Source organism: Nocardioides sp. NPDC006303 (assembly GCF_040613175.1).
In the GTDB taxonomy this organism is placed as follows: Bacteria; Actinomycetota; Actinomycetes; order Propionibacteriales; family Nocardioidaceae; genus Nocardioides.
In genome coordinates, this window is the sequence record NZ_JBEXRR010000029.1 from 26,345 (window position 1) to 43,372 (window position 17,028).

At 69.6% G+C, this 17,028-nt stretch carries 14 protein-coding genes; 7 read left to right on the top strand and 7 right to left on the bottom strand.

What is annotated here, in order from left to right:
- Positions 1-117: 117 nt before the first annotated feature.
- The 4 genes from ABZY89_RS20410 to ABZY89_RS20425 all read left to right on the top strand — a co-directional run bounded on the left by ABZY89_RS20410 (position 118) and on the right by ABZY89_RS20425 (position 4,533).
- Entirely contained in the window at positions 118-510 is a 393-nt protein-coding gene (locus tag ABZY89_RS20410; RefSeq protein WP_355230119.1) for a hypothetical protein, read from the top strand.
- On the top strand, positions 507-1,088 hold the full coding sequence (locus tag ABZY89_RS20415) for a hypothetical protein (protein ID WP_355230120.1): 582 nt from the start codon (positions 507-509) through the stop codon (positions 1,086-1,088). The genes ABZY89_RS20410 and ABZY89_RS20415 overlap by 4 nt, the downstream gene beginning before the upstream one ends.
- Before the next feature lie 56 nt (positions 1,089-1,144).
- Positions 1,145-2,899, top strand: coding sequence for a hypothetical protein (locus ABZY89_RS20420; RefSeq protein WP_355230121.1), 1,755 nt, complete (start codon positions 1,145-1,147; stop codon positions 2,897-2,899).
- Between the two features lie 122 nt (positions 2,900-3,021).
- Complete coding sequence (locus ABZY89_RS20425) at positions 3,022-4,533, top strand: phospholipid carrier-dependent glycosyltransferase (protein WP_355230123.1); 1,512 nt, start codon at positions 3,022-3,024, stop codon at positions 4,531-4,533.
- On the opposite strand, the gene ABZY89_RS20430 is transcribed toward ABZY89_RS20425, so the two are convergent.
- From ABZY89_RS20430 to ABZY89_RS20460, 7 genes are all read right to left on the bottom strand, one after another.
- Positions 4,475-5,446 carry a lysylphosphatidylglycerol synthase domain-containing protein gene (locus ABZY89_RS20430; RefSeq protein ID WP_355230125.1) on the bottom strand — a complete coding sequence of 324 codons (972 nt, stop codon included), beginning with the start codon at positions 5,444-5,446 and terminating at the stop codon, positions 4,475-4,477. The genes ABZY89_RS20425 and ABZY89_RS20430 overlap by 59 nt on opposite strands.
- A complete protein-coding gene (locus tag ABZY89_RS20435) occupies positions 5,443-6,531 on the bottom strand; it encodes a glycosyltransferase family 2 protein (RefSeq protein ID WP_355230127.1) in 1,089 nt (362 codons plus the stop codon). Before ABZY89_RS20435 ends, ABZY89_RS20430 begins: the two co-directional genes overlap by 4 nt.
- A 170-nt stretch (positions 6,532-6,701) precedes the next feature.
- A complete protein-coding gene (locus ABZY89_RS20440; protein WP_355230128.1) occupies positions 6,702-7,526 on the bottom strand; it encodes an enoyl-CoA hydratase in 825 nt (274 codons plus the stop codon).
- A gap of 2 nt (positions 7,527-7,528) precedes the next feature.
- Positions 7,529-9,142, bottom strand: a complete 1,614-nt coding sequence (locus ABZY89_RS20445) for an acyl-CoA synthetase (RefSeq protein ID WP_355230130.1) — start codon at positions 9,140-9,142, stop codon at positions 7,529-7,531.
- A gap of 65 nt (positions 9,143-9,207) precedes the next feature.
- A complete protein-coding gene (locus ABZY89_RS20450) occupies positions 9,208-11,988 on the bottom strand; it encodes a YfhO family protein (RefSeq protein WP_355230132.1) in 2,781 nt (926 codons plus the stop codon).
- A gap of 90 nt (positions 11,989-12,078) precedes the next feature.
- Positions 12,079-12,834: a class I SAM-dependent methyltransferase gene (locus ABZY89_RS20455; protein ID WP_355230134.1), complete on the bottom strand. Its 756-nt coding sequence runs from the start codon at positions 12,832-12,834 to the stop codon at positions 12,079-12,081.
- A gap of 53 nt (positions 12,835-12,887) precedes the next feature.
- On the bottom strand, positions 12,888-13,994 hold the full coding sequence (locus ABZY89_RS20460; RefSeq protein WP_355230136.1) for a glycosyltransferase: 1,107 nt from the start codon (positions 13,992-13,994) through the stop codon (positions 12,888-12,890).
- A 94-nt stretch (positions 13,995-14,088) separates the two neighbouring features.
- Here ABZY89_RS20460 and ABZY89_RS20465 point away from each other — a divergent pair, with 94 nt between their 5' ends.
- Genes ABZY89_RS20465 through ABZY89_RS20475 form a run of 3 tightly spaced genes read left to right on the top strand, consistent with a single transcriptional unit; the run spans position 14,089 to position 17,023 of the window.
- Positions 14,089-15,096 carry a lysylphosphatidylglycerol synthase domain-containing protein gene (locus ABZY89_RS20465; RefSeq protein WP_355230138.1) on the top strand — a complete coding sequence of 336 codons (1,008 nt, stop codon included), beginning with the start codon at positions 14,089-14,091 and terminating at the stop codon, positions 15,094-15,096.
- Positions 15,048-16,427, top strand: a complete 1,380-nt coding sequence (locus ABZY89_RS20470) for a hypothetical protein (protein WP_355230140.1) — start codon at positions 15,048-15,050, stop codon at positions 16,425-16,427. The genes ABZY89_RS20465 and ABZY89_RS20470 overlap by 49 nt, the downstream gene beginning before the upstream one ends.
- A 41-nt stretch (positions 16,428-16,468) precedes the next feature.
- Complete coding sequence (locus tag ABZY89_RS20475) at positions 16,469-17,023, top strand: DUF177 domain-containing protein (RefSeq protein ID WP_355230142.1); 555 nt, start codon at positions 16,469-16,471, stop codon at positions 17,021-17,023.
- The last annotated feature ends 5 nt before the right edge of the window (positions 17,024-17,028 follow it).

The window sequence follows — 17,028 nt, forward strand, 5'->3', positions numbered from 1 at the left end:
ACATCGGCGCCGCGGATGTCCACATACCTGACGGGAGCGACGCGGCCGTCCGCCTGGTTCTGCGTCCGGGGGCGTCGACTGGCGAATGCCCTCTCGAAAGTGCGTGAGCATCGGCTGATGTCCGCTCCCGAGACCGCGGCCGAGATCCGCCGGGCGCTCAGAGCGGGGGAGACCACTTGGGCGTGGCGGATGCTGCTCCAGGGGCGAGACCACCTGCGCCTCTTGCTTACCGACTCGGCGTACAACGACCTCGATCTGACAGGTTCTTGGGAAGCCGCTCCTGGACCGACCGGCAACGTCGGGTTCGACGCCCTGCTTGCAGCGCTCGCATCGCACGAGTTCGACGAAGCGGGTGTCACCGCGCCTGAGTGGACCCGGATCGAACCGCTCGAGGAGGACTGGCGGCCACCTCATCCCTTCCTCAGCCCTGAGCGGGTCGTCGCTCGGACCCCACCATGGCTTCGCCGTCTCCACATCTATGTCCCAGAGCGTGACCTGGCCACGGCATGAACGCTGACCGGCGCCACGAGTTCACCGCATCCGAGATCCAAGAGCTGCTCTCGGCGCTCGATGGACGACTTCGGGACCGTGGCGTCGCCGCGTCTGTCTTCGTCGTTGGTGGCGCCGCCATCGCCGCAACCGGGATCCGCGAGGACCGGGTGACCGTCGACATCGACGGAATCACCCGCCAGCCGGCGGTGATCGAGGCGGCCCGCGCGCTGGCGGCTGAACGTGGACTACCGATGAACTGGCTCAACTCGAACGCCAACATGTGGATGCCGCCGCTCCCTCCGACGCTGTTCGAGCCTCCAGATTTTCCGGGACTTCGCGTCACGTATGCCTCGGATGACTTCCTGCTCGCGACGAAGCTCATCGCGCAGCGCGCGAAGGACGCTGACGACATCGTCGCGCTGGCTGTTCGGCTGGGCCTGAGCGAGGCAGAGGACCTCGAGGCGTTGGTACGTCGCTTCTACACGGATGAGGGCGTACTCGAGTTCATCGTGGACGGCGACGACGTGGAACACGAGATCAGGCTCGGAGCACAGGACGCGTCGCGACTGATCAAGCATCGCGCTGAGCAGGTCTGACGGGCGGTCCCAGCGTTCCGCCCCCAGTCATCTGTGACAGCGCGTACGTTCGGACCATGCCCGATGCGGTGGCCACGACGGCAACCCCCTCGCCCGCACGCCGAGTGCGTGAGGCCATCGGTCCGGTCAGGTGGGCGACCTTCGCTGTGATCGTCGTGGTCGCCGTTGTGCATGCCGCCTACACCCTCACCGCGCAGATGGAGCCGTTGACCGGGGACAGAGGCGCGCAGTACTACCTCGGCAAGCTCACCGCCGAGGGTGCGGTCCCGCTGGTCGACTTCCAGCACGGCTGGAACGCCGGTTCGTGGTGGGTGAACAGCCTGGTCTATCGCCTGGCCGGTGGTGACCCTCTGTGGTGGGAGTTCTTCCTGGGCCGCTTCTTCGGTGTGACCCTGTCTGCCGTCCTCGTGGCCGCGATGGGGCTGCGCAGACGCGTACATCCGGCTGCGATGGCCGCAATGGCGCTGGCCGTCCTGACGCTCGCGTCGCCCGCCCAGGTGAAGTACGTCCTCCCTGTCGTCTTCGCGTTCATCCTCCTGCCCGGAGGTCGGCTCGACTCCGGACGCTGGTCGTTGGTCGTGCGGGTGCTGGTGCCGGCGGCCCTCTTCTGGCAGCACGTCGAGCTGGCGATCCTGCTGACCGGTGCGGCGGGACTGTACGAGCTCATCGGGCGGGACGAGGCAGCGGTGCGGGAGAGGCTGACACGATGTGTCGCCCTCGCCGCCGGAATCCTGGTCGGAGTCGTGTCGGAGGTGCTGTTCTTCCGGATCGGCTACGGAATGAGCCTCGCCGAGTTCAACCGCCAGGTCGTCTTCGGTCAGGCCCAGCAGTTTCCGAACCACTTCGGCTGGCCCTTCTTCGACGTGCCGTCCGACGGGAAGGGCTACGAGATCGTCGCCGTCTATCCCTTCCTTCTGCTGCTGATGTTCGTGCCCGTCATCTGGCGTCTGGCGAGCGACCCGACGCGGTTCCTCGCGTTGTGCGCTCTTCTTCTCGCGACCGTCCCCATCCGGCGTCCAGGGCCCGGGCACGCCGAGACCGTGAGTGCCCTGGTGTTCGCGGCGCTGATCTTCGTCCTCTGCGACGTGTACGACCGCCGGGACCAGATCTCGTTCCCGAGCCGGCCGCGGTCCGTGTCCCCGTGGCAGACAGTGACCGCGATCGTGGGGTTCGCGACGGGGGCGGCGTGGGTCGGTGCAGCTCTTGCGTTCGGATTCGGTGCCCACAGCCTGATCGGTCCGCTGATCCTCGTGCTCGTCGTCAGCGTCATGATGATCGGCACGAGGCTACGCGCGAGGCTGGTCGCCGTCTCCGCGGGTGCCTGCCTCGTCCTGGGGGTGGTTCCCCTGGCCGCAGCCGTCGAGCACGTCGACGACCTGAGCCGGGACAGTCGTCAGCTCGAGGCCGCCGAGGTCTGGGGAGACGCGATACAACCCGAGATGACACGGTGTTTGAAGGGAGGCCGCACCGCCTTCGTGCTGGGCAACCAGCTGTCGCTGTATGACGCCCTCGATGTCGAGAACCCGACGCCGTTCTACCTGTTCCACTACGACTTCGATCGCAACGAGAAGCAGCTGACGGCGATGATGGCCAACGGAGAGGTCCCGGTGGTGCTGCAGACGACCGCGATGGCCCGCGGCGGCTGGGTGGAGACCGCGATCGAGAGCGACTACGAGCCCTGCGCCGAGGTCTGGATCGCCGAAGAACACAAGCGCTTCCGCATCTGGGCGCACCGCTCGCTGGAGCCGTTCGAGAAGCGGGCTGTCACGGTCCAGCCCGACGGCACCAGAACTTCCAGCAGGCTGCCCTAGTCGTTAGGGCGCGTACGACCGAAGACAAGAGCCAACTCAAAGGACACGGGGCCAGAGCACGAGAGCACGGGAGAACCTGACATAGGCTCGCCATCGCCCGCAAGCTCATCCGAAGGTCGTGAATGTTCCGCTCTCCCGGTGAGGACCGCGCCGAGGTACGACTCCAGAAGCGGCTGCTGGCGGCGATGGTGCTGATGGCGTTCTTCGCGCTGAGCCTGAGCAGCTACGTCGCGCTGACCCGGGCCCTGCAGTACCAGACCCGGGACGAGGGGCCGAACGCCGGCTACGCGGTGGAGCTGGCCTCGGGACGGCTGCCGACGATCGACACACCCGTGACGACGGATGCCCGCCGGTATCCCCAGGTCGTCGAGGGGTTGGGGACGATGGTGGATGAGCCGCATCGCCACATCTGGACCGCCAACCACCCTCCGCTCTACTACCTGATGTCGCTGCCGTTCGTGGCCGCGGCCGGAGCGCTCGACGCACCTCAGGTAATGGTCGTCGGGATGCGGCTCATCAACGCCGTCGGCTCCGCGCTGTGCGTGCTGCTGGTGGGCCTGATCGCCTTCGAGGTGACCCGGCGGGAGGCGGTCGCGTTCCTGGCCACGGGGATCAGCGCCTCGTGTGCCGTACTGGTGACCGCCGGCGGGCACATCGCCAACGACGGGGTCGCGGTGGCGGCGTCGTCGCTGACTCTGCTGGCGACGATCCGGATCCTGAACCGCGGCCTGTCGCCGGGGCGTCTGGCACTGGTCGCGCTGGCCGGGGCGGCCGCGGCAGGGGCGAAGGCGCCTGGGGTCCTGACCGTCGTCCTGTGCGGCGCGGCGATCGCGGTGGCTCTGCTGCTGAGGGACCACTCGCGTCGCGGCGTGGTCCGCGCTCTGGCGGCCTCGGCGGTGGCCACCGGCGTGCCGGCGCTCGCCACCGGATGGTTCTACGTCCGCAACATCGTCCTCTACGGCGACCCGACCGCCACTGATGCGCTGCTGGACAAGTTCGACCGGGAGCCGAACGGGACCTGGTGGCAGATCGTGACGGACGGCTCGCTCTGGAAGGACTGGTACGAGCGCCTTTGGGTGCCGCTGCTGGCCGAGGGCTACGTCGTGGTCGTCGATGTGCTCGCCGTCGTCGCGGTGGCAGGACTTCTCGTGCTGCTCGTCCGGCGGCGGATAGCCAGGCCGGAGGATCAGCCCTTCTCGGCGGCGGGCTGGCTGCTGCTCACGGTCCACGCGGCGGTCATCCTGGCGAACCTGGTCGGGTTCGTCGCGGGTGGTGGGAACCCGAACGACCGTTATCTGATGCCGTTGATGCCCCTGCTGGCCACGGCGCTCGCCGTCGGCGCCATGGCGCTCGTCGACATGATCCCGGTCGGCTCCCGTGAGTCGCGGGCGCAGCTGGCAGCGGCCGCGATGACCCTCGCGCTGGGCGGGTACGCCCTGCTGATCTTCGACTGGTTCGTCAGGTCGGCCACCTACGCCGGCCGACTGCCGAACTCCGAGTCGCGAGGGGCCGAGCTCGTGGTCGCCACGGGCGTGGCCTGCGGTGTGCTCGCCGTCTGTCTCGCGGCCCGGCCGTTCAGGACGTACGCCGCCCGACAACCGCTCCCAGCGCAGCCAGCAACACATCAGCGATGAGCAGGAGGACGCGCGAGGCGAGCGCGACGGTGAGCGCCTCGGGGACGCCGATGATCGGGCCGAGGGTGAGGGCGAGCAGCCCCTCGCGGATCCCGGCGCCGGCGGGGGCTGGGATGAACGCGATCCCTGCGGCCCAAGCCAGGGCCATCCCACCGGTCGCGGCCGCTACCTCGAGCAGCCCGATCGAGGCGTACGACTGCATCATCACGGCCAGGTGGAGACCGAAGGCGACCCAGGCGAGCACCGCCCAGCCGATGGCGGTGAAGAGGCCCCGCGCGGTGAGGCGTACGTTGAGGGGTTCCCGGCCGAGCCGGGCGAAGAGCCAGTCGAGCACGCCCGGGACGACGCGCGGGTGCAGGCAGACTGCCAGCGGCACCAGCAGGAGCAGCAGCCACCAGTAGCGGTCGAGGCCCTCGGGCGACGACCAGGGAAGCAGAAGTGCGCCGACGCTGATGCCGCTGGCGACGATGACACCCATGAAGAGGATGTTGGCGCCGAGCATCGTCCGGCGCGCGACGCCCCAGCGCAGCCCGAACTGCATCTGCGCCACGACCGGCCACACCGAGCCGGGCAGGTATTTGCCCAGCTGGGAGACGTAGAAGACCGAGTGGGAGTCGCGCAGCGACGGCCGGATGCCCATGCCGTGCAGGAGGGCGACCCAGGTCTGGCCGATCAGCATGGTGCCGATGATCGCCAGGACCCCGGCGATCGCGACGCGGCCGAGGCTCAGCTCCTGGACCGCGGTGGCCAGGTCGGCACGCTGGCGCCAGACCAGGTAGGCGCCGCCGAGCACGACGAGGAGGGCGAGCGCGATCTTGAGCAGCCGCTTCGCCAGGCTGGGTTTCGCGGGGCTGGGCGTAGCCGACGACCCGGCCTCCGCGGGGGAGACCGGGCCGGAGTGGGTCGTCGTCACAGGCTGGTCGTCCACGTCTCGCCGGACTGGGCAGATGACGTGCTCGTGCGCGGCGTGTGCGGCAGGTCGAACTCGGCGACCGAGGTCTGGTCGCGGAGCATCTCGGTGCCGGACTTGCCGAAGCGAGCCTTCTTGGTGTGCTCCAGGTCGTCCTCGATGAGCACCCGGTTGGTGCGGATCAAGTCGGAGATCACGCCGAGCATCGCGGACATGAAGGCCAGGTTGATCAGCACGCCGCCGAGCAGCAGCGACTGGATGTGGTTGCCGTTGTCGCCGCTGATCCACAGGACGAGGTAGCGGAGGAACGGGATCGCCCCGAGGACGAAGAAGAAGGCGGTGAGCCAGACGAAGATGGCGTACGGCTTGTACATCATGTAGGAGCGCACGATCGCCGCGCCCGACTTCGCGATGTGCTCCGGCATCGACTTGAACAGCCGCGACTCACGCGTCTTGGCGTTGGTCTCGATCGGCACCGAGGCGATCTTCATCCGCTTGTTGCCCGCCTGGATGATCGTCTCCATGCAGTAGGAGAAGCGGGTCACGGTGTTGAGCAGCATCAGCGACTCGCGCGAGTAGGCGCGGAAGCCGCTCGCCGCGTCGGGCAGGTCGGTCTCGGCGGCCATGTTGACCACCTTGGAGCCGACCTTCTGCAGCTTCTTCTTCAGCCCGGAGAAGTGCTCGATCCGGTCGACCTGCCGGTCGCCGATGACGATGTCGGCCTGGCCGTGGATGATCGGCTGGACCAGGTCGGTGATGCGGTCCTGCGGGTATTGGTTGTCGCCGTCGGTGTTGACCACGATGTCGGCGCCCAGCTCGAGCGCGCGAACCACCCCGTCGTGGAAGGAACGGCCCAGCCCCTGGTTGCGGGAGTGGTGCACGAACTCGCGCACGCCGTGCTCCTTGGCCACCTCGACCGTCCGGTCGGTGCACCCGTCGTCGACGATCAGGATCACGATCTCGTCGATTCCGGGGATCTGCTTCGGAATCGACTCGAGCACGGACGGGAGCGTCTCCTCCTCGTTGAGGCAGGGGACTTGAACGACAAGCTTCACAGGGACCTCAGGGCAAGTAGTGGGACCGAACACAGGATTCGGGGCAGATGAGGGGCTTCTGAACTGCCACATTACCGCGTGGATTCCGCGGCCCCACGCCCCCTCGCGGGTGTCATCCGGCGTATGTGCTAAGGCAACCTGGTGTTCAACACCGGTCTACGCCGTGTCCGTTCCTTTGCCTGCGAGTCGAGCGGCCCGGTGGGCTAGGGACCGGCCTGAGGGCGGGGAAGATCGTCGCGGAAGCGTGCAGGCCGCCCCTCCTTGCGGGCGCGCGTGGCTTCCTCGAAGTTGTCGGTGAGCAGCCGAAGGTAGAGCTGCCCGATGCCCTCGATCGGCATGTAGCTCTCCATCGAACCGGCTGCGATCCCGGCGTGGAGCGACTTCTTGGTCAGCTCGATGCCCGGTTGGGAGAGCTCCGCGATCCGCGTCCCGATCGCGATGGCCTCCTCGAGCACCGGGTCGGCCAGCCGCGAGACGAGCCCGATGCGGGCGGCCTCCTCAGCGCTCAGGTCGCGGCCGGTGAACATCAGATCCGCCGCGTGGCTGGAGCCGACCGCCCGCGGCAGCAGATAGCTCAGCCCGAGCTCGCTCGCGGTGAGGCCGTTGTTGATACCGGCTGCACGGAAGTACGCCGAGGTGGAGGCGATCCGGACGTCGCAGGCGAGAGTCAGGCAGAGCCCGCCACCGATGGCCGCACCGTTGACCGCTGCGATGACCGGCTGGTGCAGGCGGCGGATCGTTCCGATCACGTCCTCCAGGAGATCCAGCGACCGCAACGCGTAGCCCGGTCGGGCAAGGCCCTCGGTGTGCGGTGGCCGCCCTGCCGACTCCTGGTCCGCGCCTGCACAGAACGCCCGGCCGGCGCCGGTGATCACGATCGCCCGGACGCTGTTGTCGTGGCCGATCTCGACCAGCTGATCGCGCACCGGCACCATCACGTCGAACGACATGGCGTTCATCCGCTCGGGACGGTCCAGGGTGAGGACGGCGACGCCGTCGGCGGGGCGGTCGACCATGACGTACGACATGTTCAGCTCGCCTTCTCGGCGCGGAGGGCGTCGGAGATCTCCCGGGCACGGCGATAGTCGGCCTTGCCGGTCACGTGTCGTGGCACCTTCTCGACGACGTGCACGGTGCGCGGGACCTTGTAGCCCGAGAGCCTGGTGCGCAGGTGCGCGCGGACGTCATCGACGTCGAGTGCGACACCTGGCCGGGGCTCGATGAGGGCTGCTACCTGCTGGCCGTAGGTCGGGTCGGGGAGTGCGAAGACGAGGGTGTCGAAGACTCCCGGGTGCGACTTGAGGGCGACCTCGACCTCCTCGGGATAGACCTTCTCGCCGCCGGTGTTGATACAGCCCGACCCGCGTCCGAGCAGGGTCAGCCGATGGCCCTCCTCGATCTGGACATAGTCGCCCGGCACGGCGTACCGGGTGCCGTCGATCTCGACGAACGTGCGCGCAGTCTTCTCCGGATCGCCCAGGTAGCCGAGCGGGATGGCGCCCGATCGTGCCATCAGCCCGATCGCGCCTACCTCGGTGGGATCGATGATCCGGTGCTGCTCGTCGATCACGGCGGTTCCGGGGCCGAGGTGCACCAGGGAGCCCTTGTCCGCGAGCGTCGCCTGCTCGATCCGTCCGTTGCCGGTCATCCCGGTCTCGGAAGAGCCGATGACGTCGAGCACCACGGCGTCCGGGAAGGTCTTGACCCAGCGCTCCTTGACCTCGGCGGAGAAGAGCGCGGCCGCGCTGGTCACGGTGGTCAGCGTGCTGGCGTCGTAGGAGCCGCGCTCGAACTCCTCGATCAGCGGTCGCGCCATCGCGTCCCCGACCAGCGAGATCGTGCTGATCCCCTCGGCCTCGACGGTCCGCCAGATCGTCGCTGGGTCGAACTTGGGAAGAATTACGCTGGTGTGGCCGGTGATGAACCGCATCAGCATCGCCCACTGCCCGCTGGAGTGCATGACCGGTCCGAGCTGGAGAGTGACCAGCGGCGATGGATCCTCGGCCGCGGCCTGAGACGGCGCGAGCTCCTCGATCGGCTTCCGCGTCGCGAAGTCGATGCCGCCGCCCAGAGCCCTCCAGGCATCCTCCTGCCGCCACACCACGCCTTTGGGATAACCCGTCGTCCCGCCGGTGTAGATGATGAAGACGTCATCGGCGCTGCGCTCGCCGAACCCCCTCGTCGTGGGCTCGCAATCGAGAGCCGTGCGCCAGTCGATGGACTGATAGGCCGTGCTCTCGCCGCTGCCGTCGGGGATCGACACCACGTGCCGAAGCCGCTCGTGCTTCGGCACGACCTCGGCCAGCACCGGTGCATAACGCTCCTCGTGGACGAGGCCGACGATCCCGGAGTTCTCGAAGAGATAGTCGAGCTCAGCCTCGAGATAGCGGTAGTTGATGTTGATCGGCACCACCCGCGCCTTGAAGCACCCCAGCATCGCGACCACGTGCTCGGCCACGTTGCGGGCCATCAGCCCGACATGCTCGCCCGGCTCGATCCCGGCACCGAGAAGGTGGTGAGCGAAGCGGTTGGCCTCCGCGTCCAGCTGGGCGTACGTGTAGCGCACCTCGCCGGCGATCAGCGCCGGTCGCTCCGGGACGACATCGACAACATGCTCGAACAGGTCGGCGATCTGAACAGCCATGAGCCAGACCTTGGTACGTAGCCGGACCGGTGTCACGCCTGCGGTGTCGCTGGGTGGAACGTGTTCTAGACGTCGGCATCCTTCGGGGCCGAGGAGTCGCTCCTGCTTCGCCGCCACCTGCGGAACACGGTCGGGACGAGCAGGAGGCCAAGAAGAACAAGAGCGCCGACTGCGGAGATCACCGCCCCGGCCCGCAGACCGGGCGCGTCATAACGGAGGGTGACGGTGTGTGCGCCGTCGGGGACCGGCACCGCGGCGAAGGCGTGGTTGCCGGCGACCAGGTCCACCGGGCGGCCGTCGACCGTCGCCGACCAGCCCGGGCGGGCGATCGAGTCGGCGACGACCAGGTAGCCGGCTCCGTCGGCGGTGACCTCGGCCGAGATCGTCTCGGCCTCGTCGCGGCGTACGTCGACCCGGGCCGTCGAGCCGGACGCGGCCGGCGTCGAGTCGTCGTCGAGGAGCACCGTGCCGGGCGCGACGCCCTCGGTCAGGCGCCGCACTCGCGTGGGCCCGTCGGTAACGACCTCGCTGGTGCCGGCCCAGCGGATCCGCGGCAGCGCGCTCGCGCGCTCGTAGACGACCGCGCCGGCCGAGGCGTGCACCACCCGCAGCCCGTCGCCCTTCTCCGGCCGGACCGCGGCGCAGACCGCGGAACCGTCGGTGCGACCGGCCAGCTGGACAGGCTTCCTCTTCCCCGAGAACGAGATGGTGACCGGCACCGGACCGGACGCGAAGCGGTGGTCGGGCACGGCGACGCGCAGCTTCTCCCCGCGCTTGAGCGGCCGGTTCACGGCGATGGCCCGCTCGGAGGTGACCTTCTCGGCGCCGGCTCCGACGCTCACCCGGACGACCGTCGGCGTCTGTGCCCGCGGCCTCAGGCCGTCGGGCACGGTGACCTCGATCCCGCGCAGGTCGCCCTGCGGGACCTGGCACATCGCCTGCTGGCCGGGCATCACCATCAGCGGCTGCCGCTGCGCGGCCGGCACCGGCGTGGGCTCGGATGCCCCGATGACCTCCATCGGCTGGGTCACCCAGTAGCGGACGGAGAGCTGGTCGAGCACCGGCTGACGCCCCGGCGTGGGCACGTTGGCGGGGAAGTCGCTGTAGGTGGGGGACAGCTGGGCGTCCGGGCTGACCGCGGCGATCAGCGCCTTCCACTCCGGCGAGGTGAACTCATGGCCCGTCGGCGTACGTAGCCGGTAGTGGTCGGCGACGCCCGTGTGCTCCCAGCTCGAGGCGCCGTAGCGCTCCTCTCCGAGGTTCTCCTTCAGGAACTCGTGGGCCGGGGTGACCGGGTAGAACTCGTCGCGGTCGGTGAGCGGCAGCACCTCGCGCGCGAACATCGTGCTCTGCGCGAGCACCGCCAGCACGAGCACCAGCGGGCCGAGCAGCCGCAGCCGGCCCCGCAGCAGCAGCGTCGCCGCGACCGCGAGGACCGAGACCACTCCCAGCAGCGCCGGCACCCGCAGCTTCGCGGCGACGTCGGGGATCGGTCGCGGGGCGCCGTCGATGTAGACGTACGCCGCGTACAGGAAGTACGCAGCCACCCCGGCGGCCGCCAGCAGCAGGACCAGCGACACCACCAGAGGCGGACGCCAGGACCGACCCTCCTCATCAGCCGACCGCGACACCTCGGCCCGCTGGACGAGACGCTCCAGCCCGATCCCGGCGAGCACCGCGCACAGGAACCCGAAGATCGAGTTCGCCCGCCCGAAGCTGTTGGAGCTGTAGCCGGGCAGCTTCTGGAGCAGCTCGAGCGGCAGCCCGCCGATCCACAGCAGCCAGACGACCGCGGCCAGTACGACCGCCAGCAGGGCGGGTGTCGAGGGGCGACGGCCGCCGGGGAGCCTGACGATCATGGCGCACAGGACCAGGATCAGCGCCGCGACGCCGATGAAGGAGATCGACTCGATCGGGTTGTCCTCGCCGAACCAGAGGCCGTCGACGCAGGTGCCGTAGGCGTCAGGGGCGACCGTCGTCAGCACGAGACTGGCGGGCTTGACCTGGTTGGGGACCCGCCCGTCGAGCCCGAGAGTGCTCATGTTGAGCGCGAAGGGGAGCACCTGGACAGCGGAGAGCGCGACCCCGAGCCCGACGCCGCCGGCGGCGATGCCGCCCGCGACCAGCGTGCGCCGCACGTCCCGCAGCGCCACCGCCCGGACGACCATGTAGATCCCGCCCAGGGTCAGCGCGAACATCGTCACCGCCGGGAACCCGCCGAGCAGCATCGCGGCGACGACCAGGCCGACGGCGGCGAGGTCGCGCGCGCCGCGCTCCTGCACCGCACGGTCCAGCGCCCACAACAGCAGCGGGACCAGGCAGGCGACCTTGGTGTGCGGCCAGTTGGTCCACATCATCATGAACCCGGAGGTGAAGAAGACCAGGCCGGCAACCAGCGCGATGCTGCGCCGCACCCCGAGCCGGCCGAGGAACAGCACCATCCCGACCAGCACCAGGACCAGCTCGGTCAGCTTCACCCAGGCCGGCGCCAGCCACATCGGCATCACCCAGTAGGGCCACGAGACCGGGCTCAGCACCGCGTGGTTCGGCAGCGAGGCCAGCGGCGCGCCACCGACCTCATAGGGTGCCCAGGTCTGCCAGTTGCCGTGGCGTACGCCCTCGACGATGTTCTCGACGCCGGGCAGGTAGTAGTCCCAGGTGTCGCCGCGGCACCACAGCGTCCCTTGCGGGATCGGGCCGTCGGCGGCGTACGGCATCATCGCGTGCAGCCATCCGGTGTCCAGCAGCATGCCCTGTCCCACGAGCGCGGGACCGAAGGTCACCGCGACGAAGAGGACGAGAAGTGCCAGGACGACGCCTGAGCGCCACCGATCGGATGGGATCACAATCCGGAAATCTATGAGTAGTCGGGAACGGGCGCCGGTAGCGCGCGCGGTAGGTCGTTCAAGTTGTCTTCGGTCGTTCCGGGCGGCCGGTCAGTCGCGCTTGGTCGCGACGGCCACCAGCCCGGTGCCGGTGTCGGGCCGTAGCCGCTGCAGGGCCATGAACGGGCTGGTCGCGAGGGCGATGGCGGCCCCCTTGAGCTGACCGCTGGGCTGGAACGTACGCCCGGTCGCCTGGGTGAGCTCCTCGGGTGTGAGGTCGCCCACCTTCTCCAGCTTCCGGGCGTCGATCCGGTTGCGGACCGCCTCCAGGGCGTAGCCGAGCGGCCAGCCATAGACAGTGATGTCGACGTCGCCCAGACCTGCCTCCTCCAGCCGGTCGGTCAGCTCCTCGGGGCTGTAGCGACGGAAGTGCCCGGCGTGCCGGTCCATCGGCCCGAACCGCTCCTGGAACGCCGGCACGGAGAGCACCAGGTGGCCGCCGGGGCGGATGTGGGTGACCCACTCGGCCAGCGCCCCCTTGTCGTCCTCGATGTGCTCGAGCACCTCGAAGGCGCAGACCATGTCGTACGTCCTCCCCGAATCCAGCTCGGAGGACATCGCGTTGAGCACCGTGCCGCCCATGCAGGTGATCCGCTCGTACGCCACCGCGAACGAGTCCGCGTCCGGCTCGATCCCGAGGTAGTCGGCGCGGGTGGCCAGGCGGGCACCGAAGGCGCCCTGGCCGCAACCGATCTCCAGTGCCGTCGTCGGCGCCAGCCGGTCGATGATCCGGCTGACGACGTCGTAGCGGAGCCAGGCGCGGGGTGCGAGCGGCGGCAGCGGGCGGTCGGTGGCGTTGAGCGTCATCTGGTTCCTGGGTCGGGGTGGGTTCAGCGGTGCTGATTGCTTCGGGCTTCGCTTCAGCTGAGACATTCGAGGATGGGGGAGGCGACGGCCTGCGGCGTGTAGTGCTCGCGAGCCTGCTCGTAGGCGGCCTCGCGGAGTCGCTGGGCCTCGTCCGGGTCGTCGGCGAGCTTGGTCAGGGCCGAGGCGAGCTCCTCGGGGCTTCCGGGGGAGACGAGCATGGCCGCGCTCTCCAGCATCCGCCGCTGGGGCGCGGTGTCGGAGGTGACGACGACTGCGCCCGCTGCCGCACCCTGGAACGCCTTGTTGGGCACCACCCGGCGGGCTTGCGGGACGGTGCCGAAGATGCCGAGGCTCACGTCGAACCCGGCGACGAAGTCGGGTAGCTCCTCGGCGTCGACCCAGTCGACCCAGGAGACGCGCGGGTTGCCCGCCGCGAGGCGCCGGGCCTCGTCGTACTGCTGGCCCTGGCCCACCATCGTCACCTCGATCCGCTCGTCGTCGGCGAGGATGTCGAGGGCGTCGGCGATCACCGGGGCACCGTGGGTGGGGGAGAAGAGGCCGACGAAGACAGCCTTCAGTGGCTCCTCGGTCGGCCGCTCGAGCGCCCTGGCGCCCACGTCGAACCACTCCGTCGTGGCACCCACCGGGCACACGACCGAGTGCCGGCGTACGTCCTCGGGCAGTCCCTCCTGTTGCTCGACCGTGTCCACGATGACCACGTCGGACTGCTTCAGCGCCATCGCGTCGATCGCCTTCATCAGGCGCAGCTTCAACCCGCCGGAGCCGGCCAGCCGCCGGTTGGTGGCGACCCCGGCCGCCGAGACCATGTGGTCGAGCAGGATGGTCGAACGCGGGTGGAGGAGACGGGCCAGGTGCACGTCGAAATGGCCCAGATAGCCGACCAGCACGGCGTCGGGCCGTCCGCGCCGACGGCGACGCAGCGACTCGGCGACGAGGCCGCTCCAGCAGGTCAGCAGACGCAGCACGAGCAGCGGCAGCCGCCACGGTTGTCGCAGGATCGCCACCCTCGCCGCGGTGTCCAGACCGAGCGGCCGGTTGACCTCGGTGACCTCCGCGCCACAGGCTCGTAAGCCCTCGATGAGTACCGCGACCCGCGGATGGGAGGCCACGTCATAGGTGCCGAAGGCGACGATGTGCATCACCTCAACGTTAGGGTCGTGATCAAGGAAAGATCGAGCAGCACACCCCGCATCTGAGATGTCGGCACCCGAAAAGTGCTGCCAAGGAGGACCCGTGGGCCGAGGTTGGACGAAGGCGGTGCCGCTCAAGGCGGTGGTCGTCGTGATCGTCGTCCTGGTGGCGGCGTACGCGGTCCACCGCAACTGGGACGCGCTCGTGCGGGGCTTCGAGGAGCTGCCGCTGTGGGTGCTCGGGGCCGCCTTTCTGCTGACCGTGATCGCCCAGGGCGTGGCGCTGCTGATGTGGCGGGTGGTGCTGGCCGATCTCGGCTCGCCCCTGCCGCTGGTGCCCGCGGCCAGGATCTTCTACGTCAGCCAGCTGGGGAAGTACCTGCCCGGCTCGGTATGGACGATCGTCGGGCAGATGGAGCTCGCCCGCGCCGAGCGGGTGCCGCGGCGTACGTCCCTGACCCAGGGTGTCCTCGTGCTGGCGATCGCCGTCGGTGCCGGGGTGATGGTGTCGGTGCTGCTGATGCCGTTCCTCGGCCAGGAGACGTTCGCGCGCTACTGGTGGGCGACCCTGCTCCTGCCGCTGATCCTGGTCGCACTGCATCCGCCGGTCTTCACGAAGGTGGCCAATACCGGGCTGCGGCTGTTGCGTCGCGAGCCGCTCGAGGTGCTGCCGACCTGGCGGGGGATCGGCACGGCGCTGGCGCTGCAGGGCGTGGTCTGGCTCCTGCTCGGCCTCCAGATCTGGGTGGTCGTGGTCGGCCTGGGCGGCGACCCGCTGCCCTCGTTGCTGGCCAGCGTCGGCGGCTACGCGCTCGGGTTCAGCCTGGGCATGGCCGCGATCGGGCTCCCGGCCGGCGCCGGGCTGCGCGAGGCCGTCCTGGTCGTCGCCCTCTCCGGCGTCCTCTCGCCCGGGCTGGCGCTGCTGGTCGCGCTGCTGGCCCGCGGTATCGCGGTCCTGGTCGATGTCGTCGTCGCCCTGGTCGCCGCCTTCCTGACCCGTCGCGCCGGCGACCTTCCTGCCCCAGCCAAGTCACCAGCCAACGAACCACTCGGGAGACCTCTGTGCCCACCGCACGGCCCACCGCACCACAGCTCTGGACCGCCGGCCTGATCGCCAACCTCATCACCTGCGCCGGCGTGTGTGCCGGCTACGCGCTCTCCTCGCCGCTCTACGGGACCAAGGACGAGGTCGCCCACGTCGACCACGCCTACCAGCTCTGGCACGGCACACTGATCAGCATCGGCGACCCGATGCGGATGCCGCAGATCTGGGGCTACACGCTGCCCTTCGACTGGACAGGCCAGCATCCACCGCTCTTCTACCTGCTGCTGGCACCGGTGGTCGGACCGCTCACCGACGCCGGCCACCTGCTCGCCGCCGGGATGGCCGCCCGCGGCATCGCCCTCGTGATCACCTGCCTGGTCGTGGCCGCGGTGATGTGGACGACGCGCCAGATCGTCCCGAGCCGCCCCGAGGTGTCGATCGCGGCCGGCCTGGTCACCGCGCTCAGCCCGGCACTGACCAGACTCGGTGGCGTCGTCTTCAACGACAACCTGTTCGTGCTGTGGGCCACCCTGCTGGTCGGCCAGACGGTCTGGCTGCTCCGCCACGGGCCCAGGACCGGCGGGCTGGTGATCTTCGGTCTGTACGCCGCCGCCGCCCTCGGCACCCGGCTCCCCGGCGTCGTCTTCATCGGCCTGTGCGCGACCGCCCTCGGCCTGGTCTGGCTGCTCGGCCCGCGCCGTGACTGGTCGGGCATCCTGCGCCTGGCTGTTGCGGTGCTCCTCGCCGTAGCCGTCAACGCGTGGTTCTACATCCGCAACTTCCGTGCCACCGGCAACTGGTCCGGCATGCAGACCGACCTCGTCGGCAAGCCCGGCGGCCCGCTGCAGGAACGGGAGGTACGCCCCGTGCTCGACGTCGCCACCGACCCCGACATCTGGCGCCAGCTGCTGATCCCGCCGGCGCTCCAGGAGCACGTCACCATCGGTGCCGTGCTCACCATCGCCCCGCTCGTGCTCGGGCTGGTCGGCGGCCTCCGTGCGTTCTCGCGATCGCGGCGGGAGCCCGTCCGGGTGGCGACGGCGCTGCTGCTGCTCGCCCTGACCGCGGTCATCGTCGGGATCCAGCTCGACTACGCGGCCGGTGGCGGGGGAGCGTACTGGCGCTATCTAATCCCGCTCACGGTCGTGACCAGCCTGCTCACCGCGCTCGGGCTCGCCGCGACTCCGCGCGTGGCGGGGCCGGCGGTCGCGGTCTGGGCTGCGGCGGCGTTCGCGGTCTTCGCTGCCCACATCGCTCCGCCGAACCCCGCCGGTGGCGATCTGGCCACCGCGCCGGTCTTCCAGTCGGCGGCGTGGGTCGCGGCGGGCGTCGCCGGTGTCGCGTGCGTGGCCGCTGTGGTGACCGTCCTTTTGGTCGCCGTCGTCCGATCCCGGTAAGATCTCATCTGATCTGTCGTGCCCTCATCCGGAAGTGAAACATGACTGCCCTGGACCCGAGAGCGCCGCTCGTGCTCGATACACGCGAGCTCGGCCGCCGCCCGGGGTCCGAGCGTCACGTGGAGCTGACGGTGCCGGCGCCGGCGGATCTTGGTATCGAAGTCCTCTCTGTCCCCGAGGGTTCGCCGGTCGAGTTCGACCTGCGGCTCGAGGCGGTCATGGAGGGTGTGCTGGTCACGGGGACGGCTTTTGCTGTCCTCGAGGGCGAGTGCGTGCGGTGCCTGGAGCCGATCGAGGACGAAGCCGAGGTCGACATCCAGGAGCTGTACGTCTACAACGACTCTCGTGACGGCCAGGCCCCTGACGAGGACGACGAGACCAGCCGGACCGAGGGCGATCTGATCGACCTCGAGCCGGTGCTCAGGGATGCGGTGGTGCTCGCGCTGCCGTTCCAGCCGATGTGCCAGGACGACTGTCCGGGACTGTGCCCCGAGTGTGGGGCGCGGCTCGCGGACGAGCCCGGGCACAACCACGGCGACAAGGTCGACCCGCGCTGGGCGGGGCTGGCTTCGCTGAAAGATGAGCCCAGCAACTAGAGTTC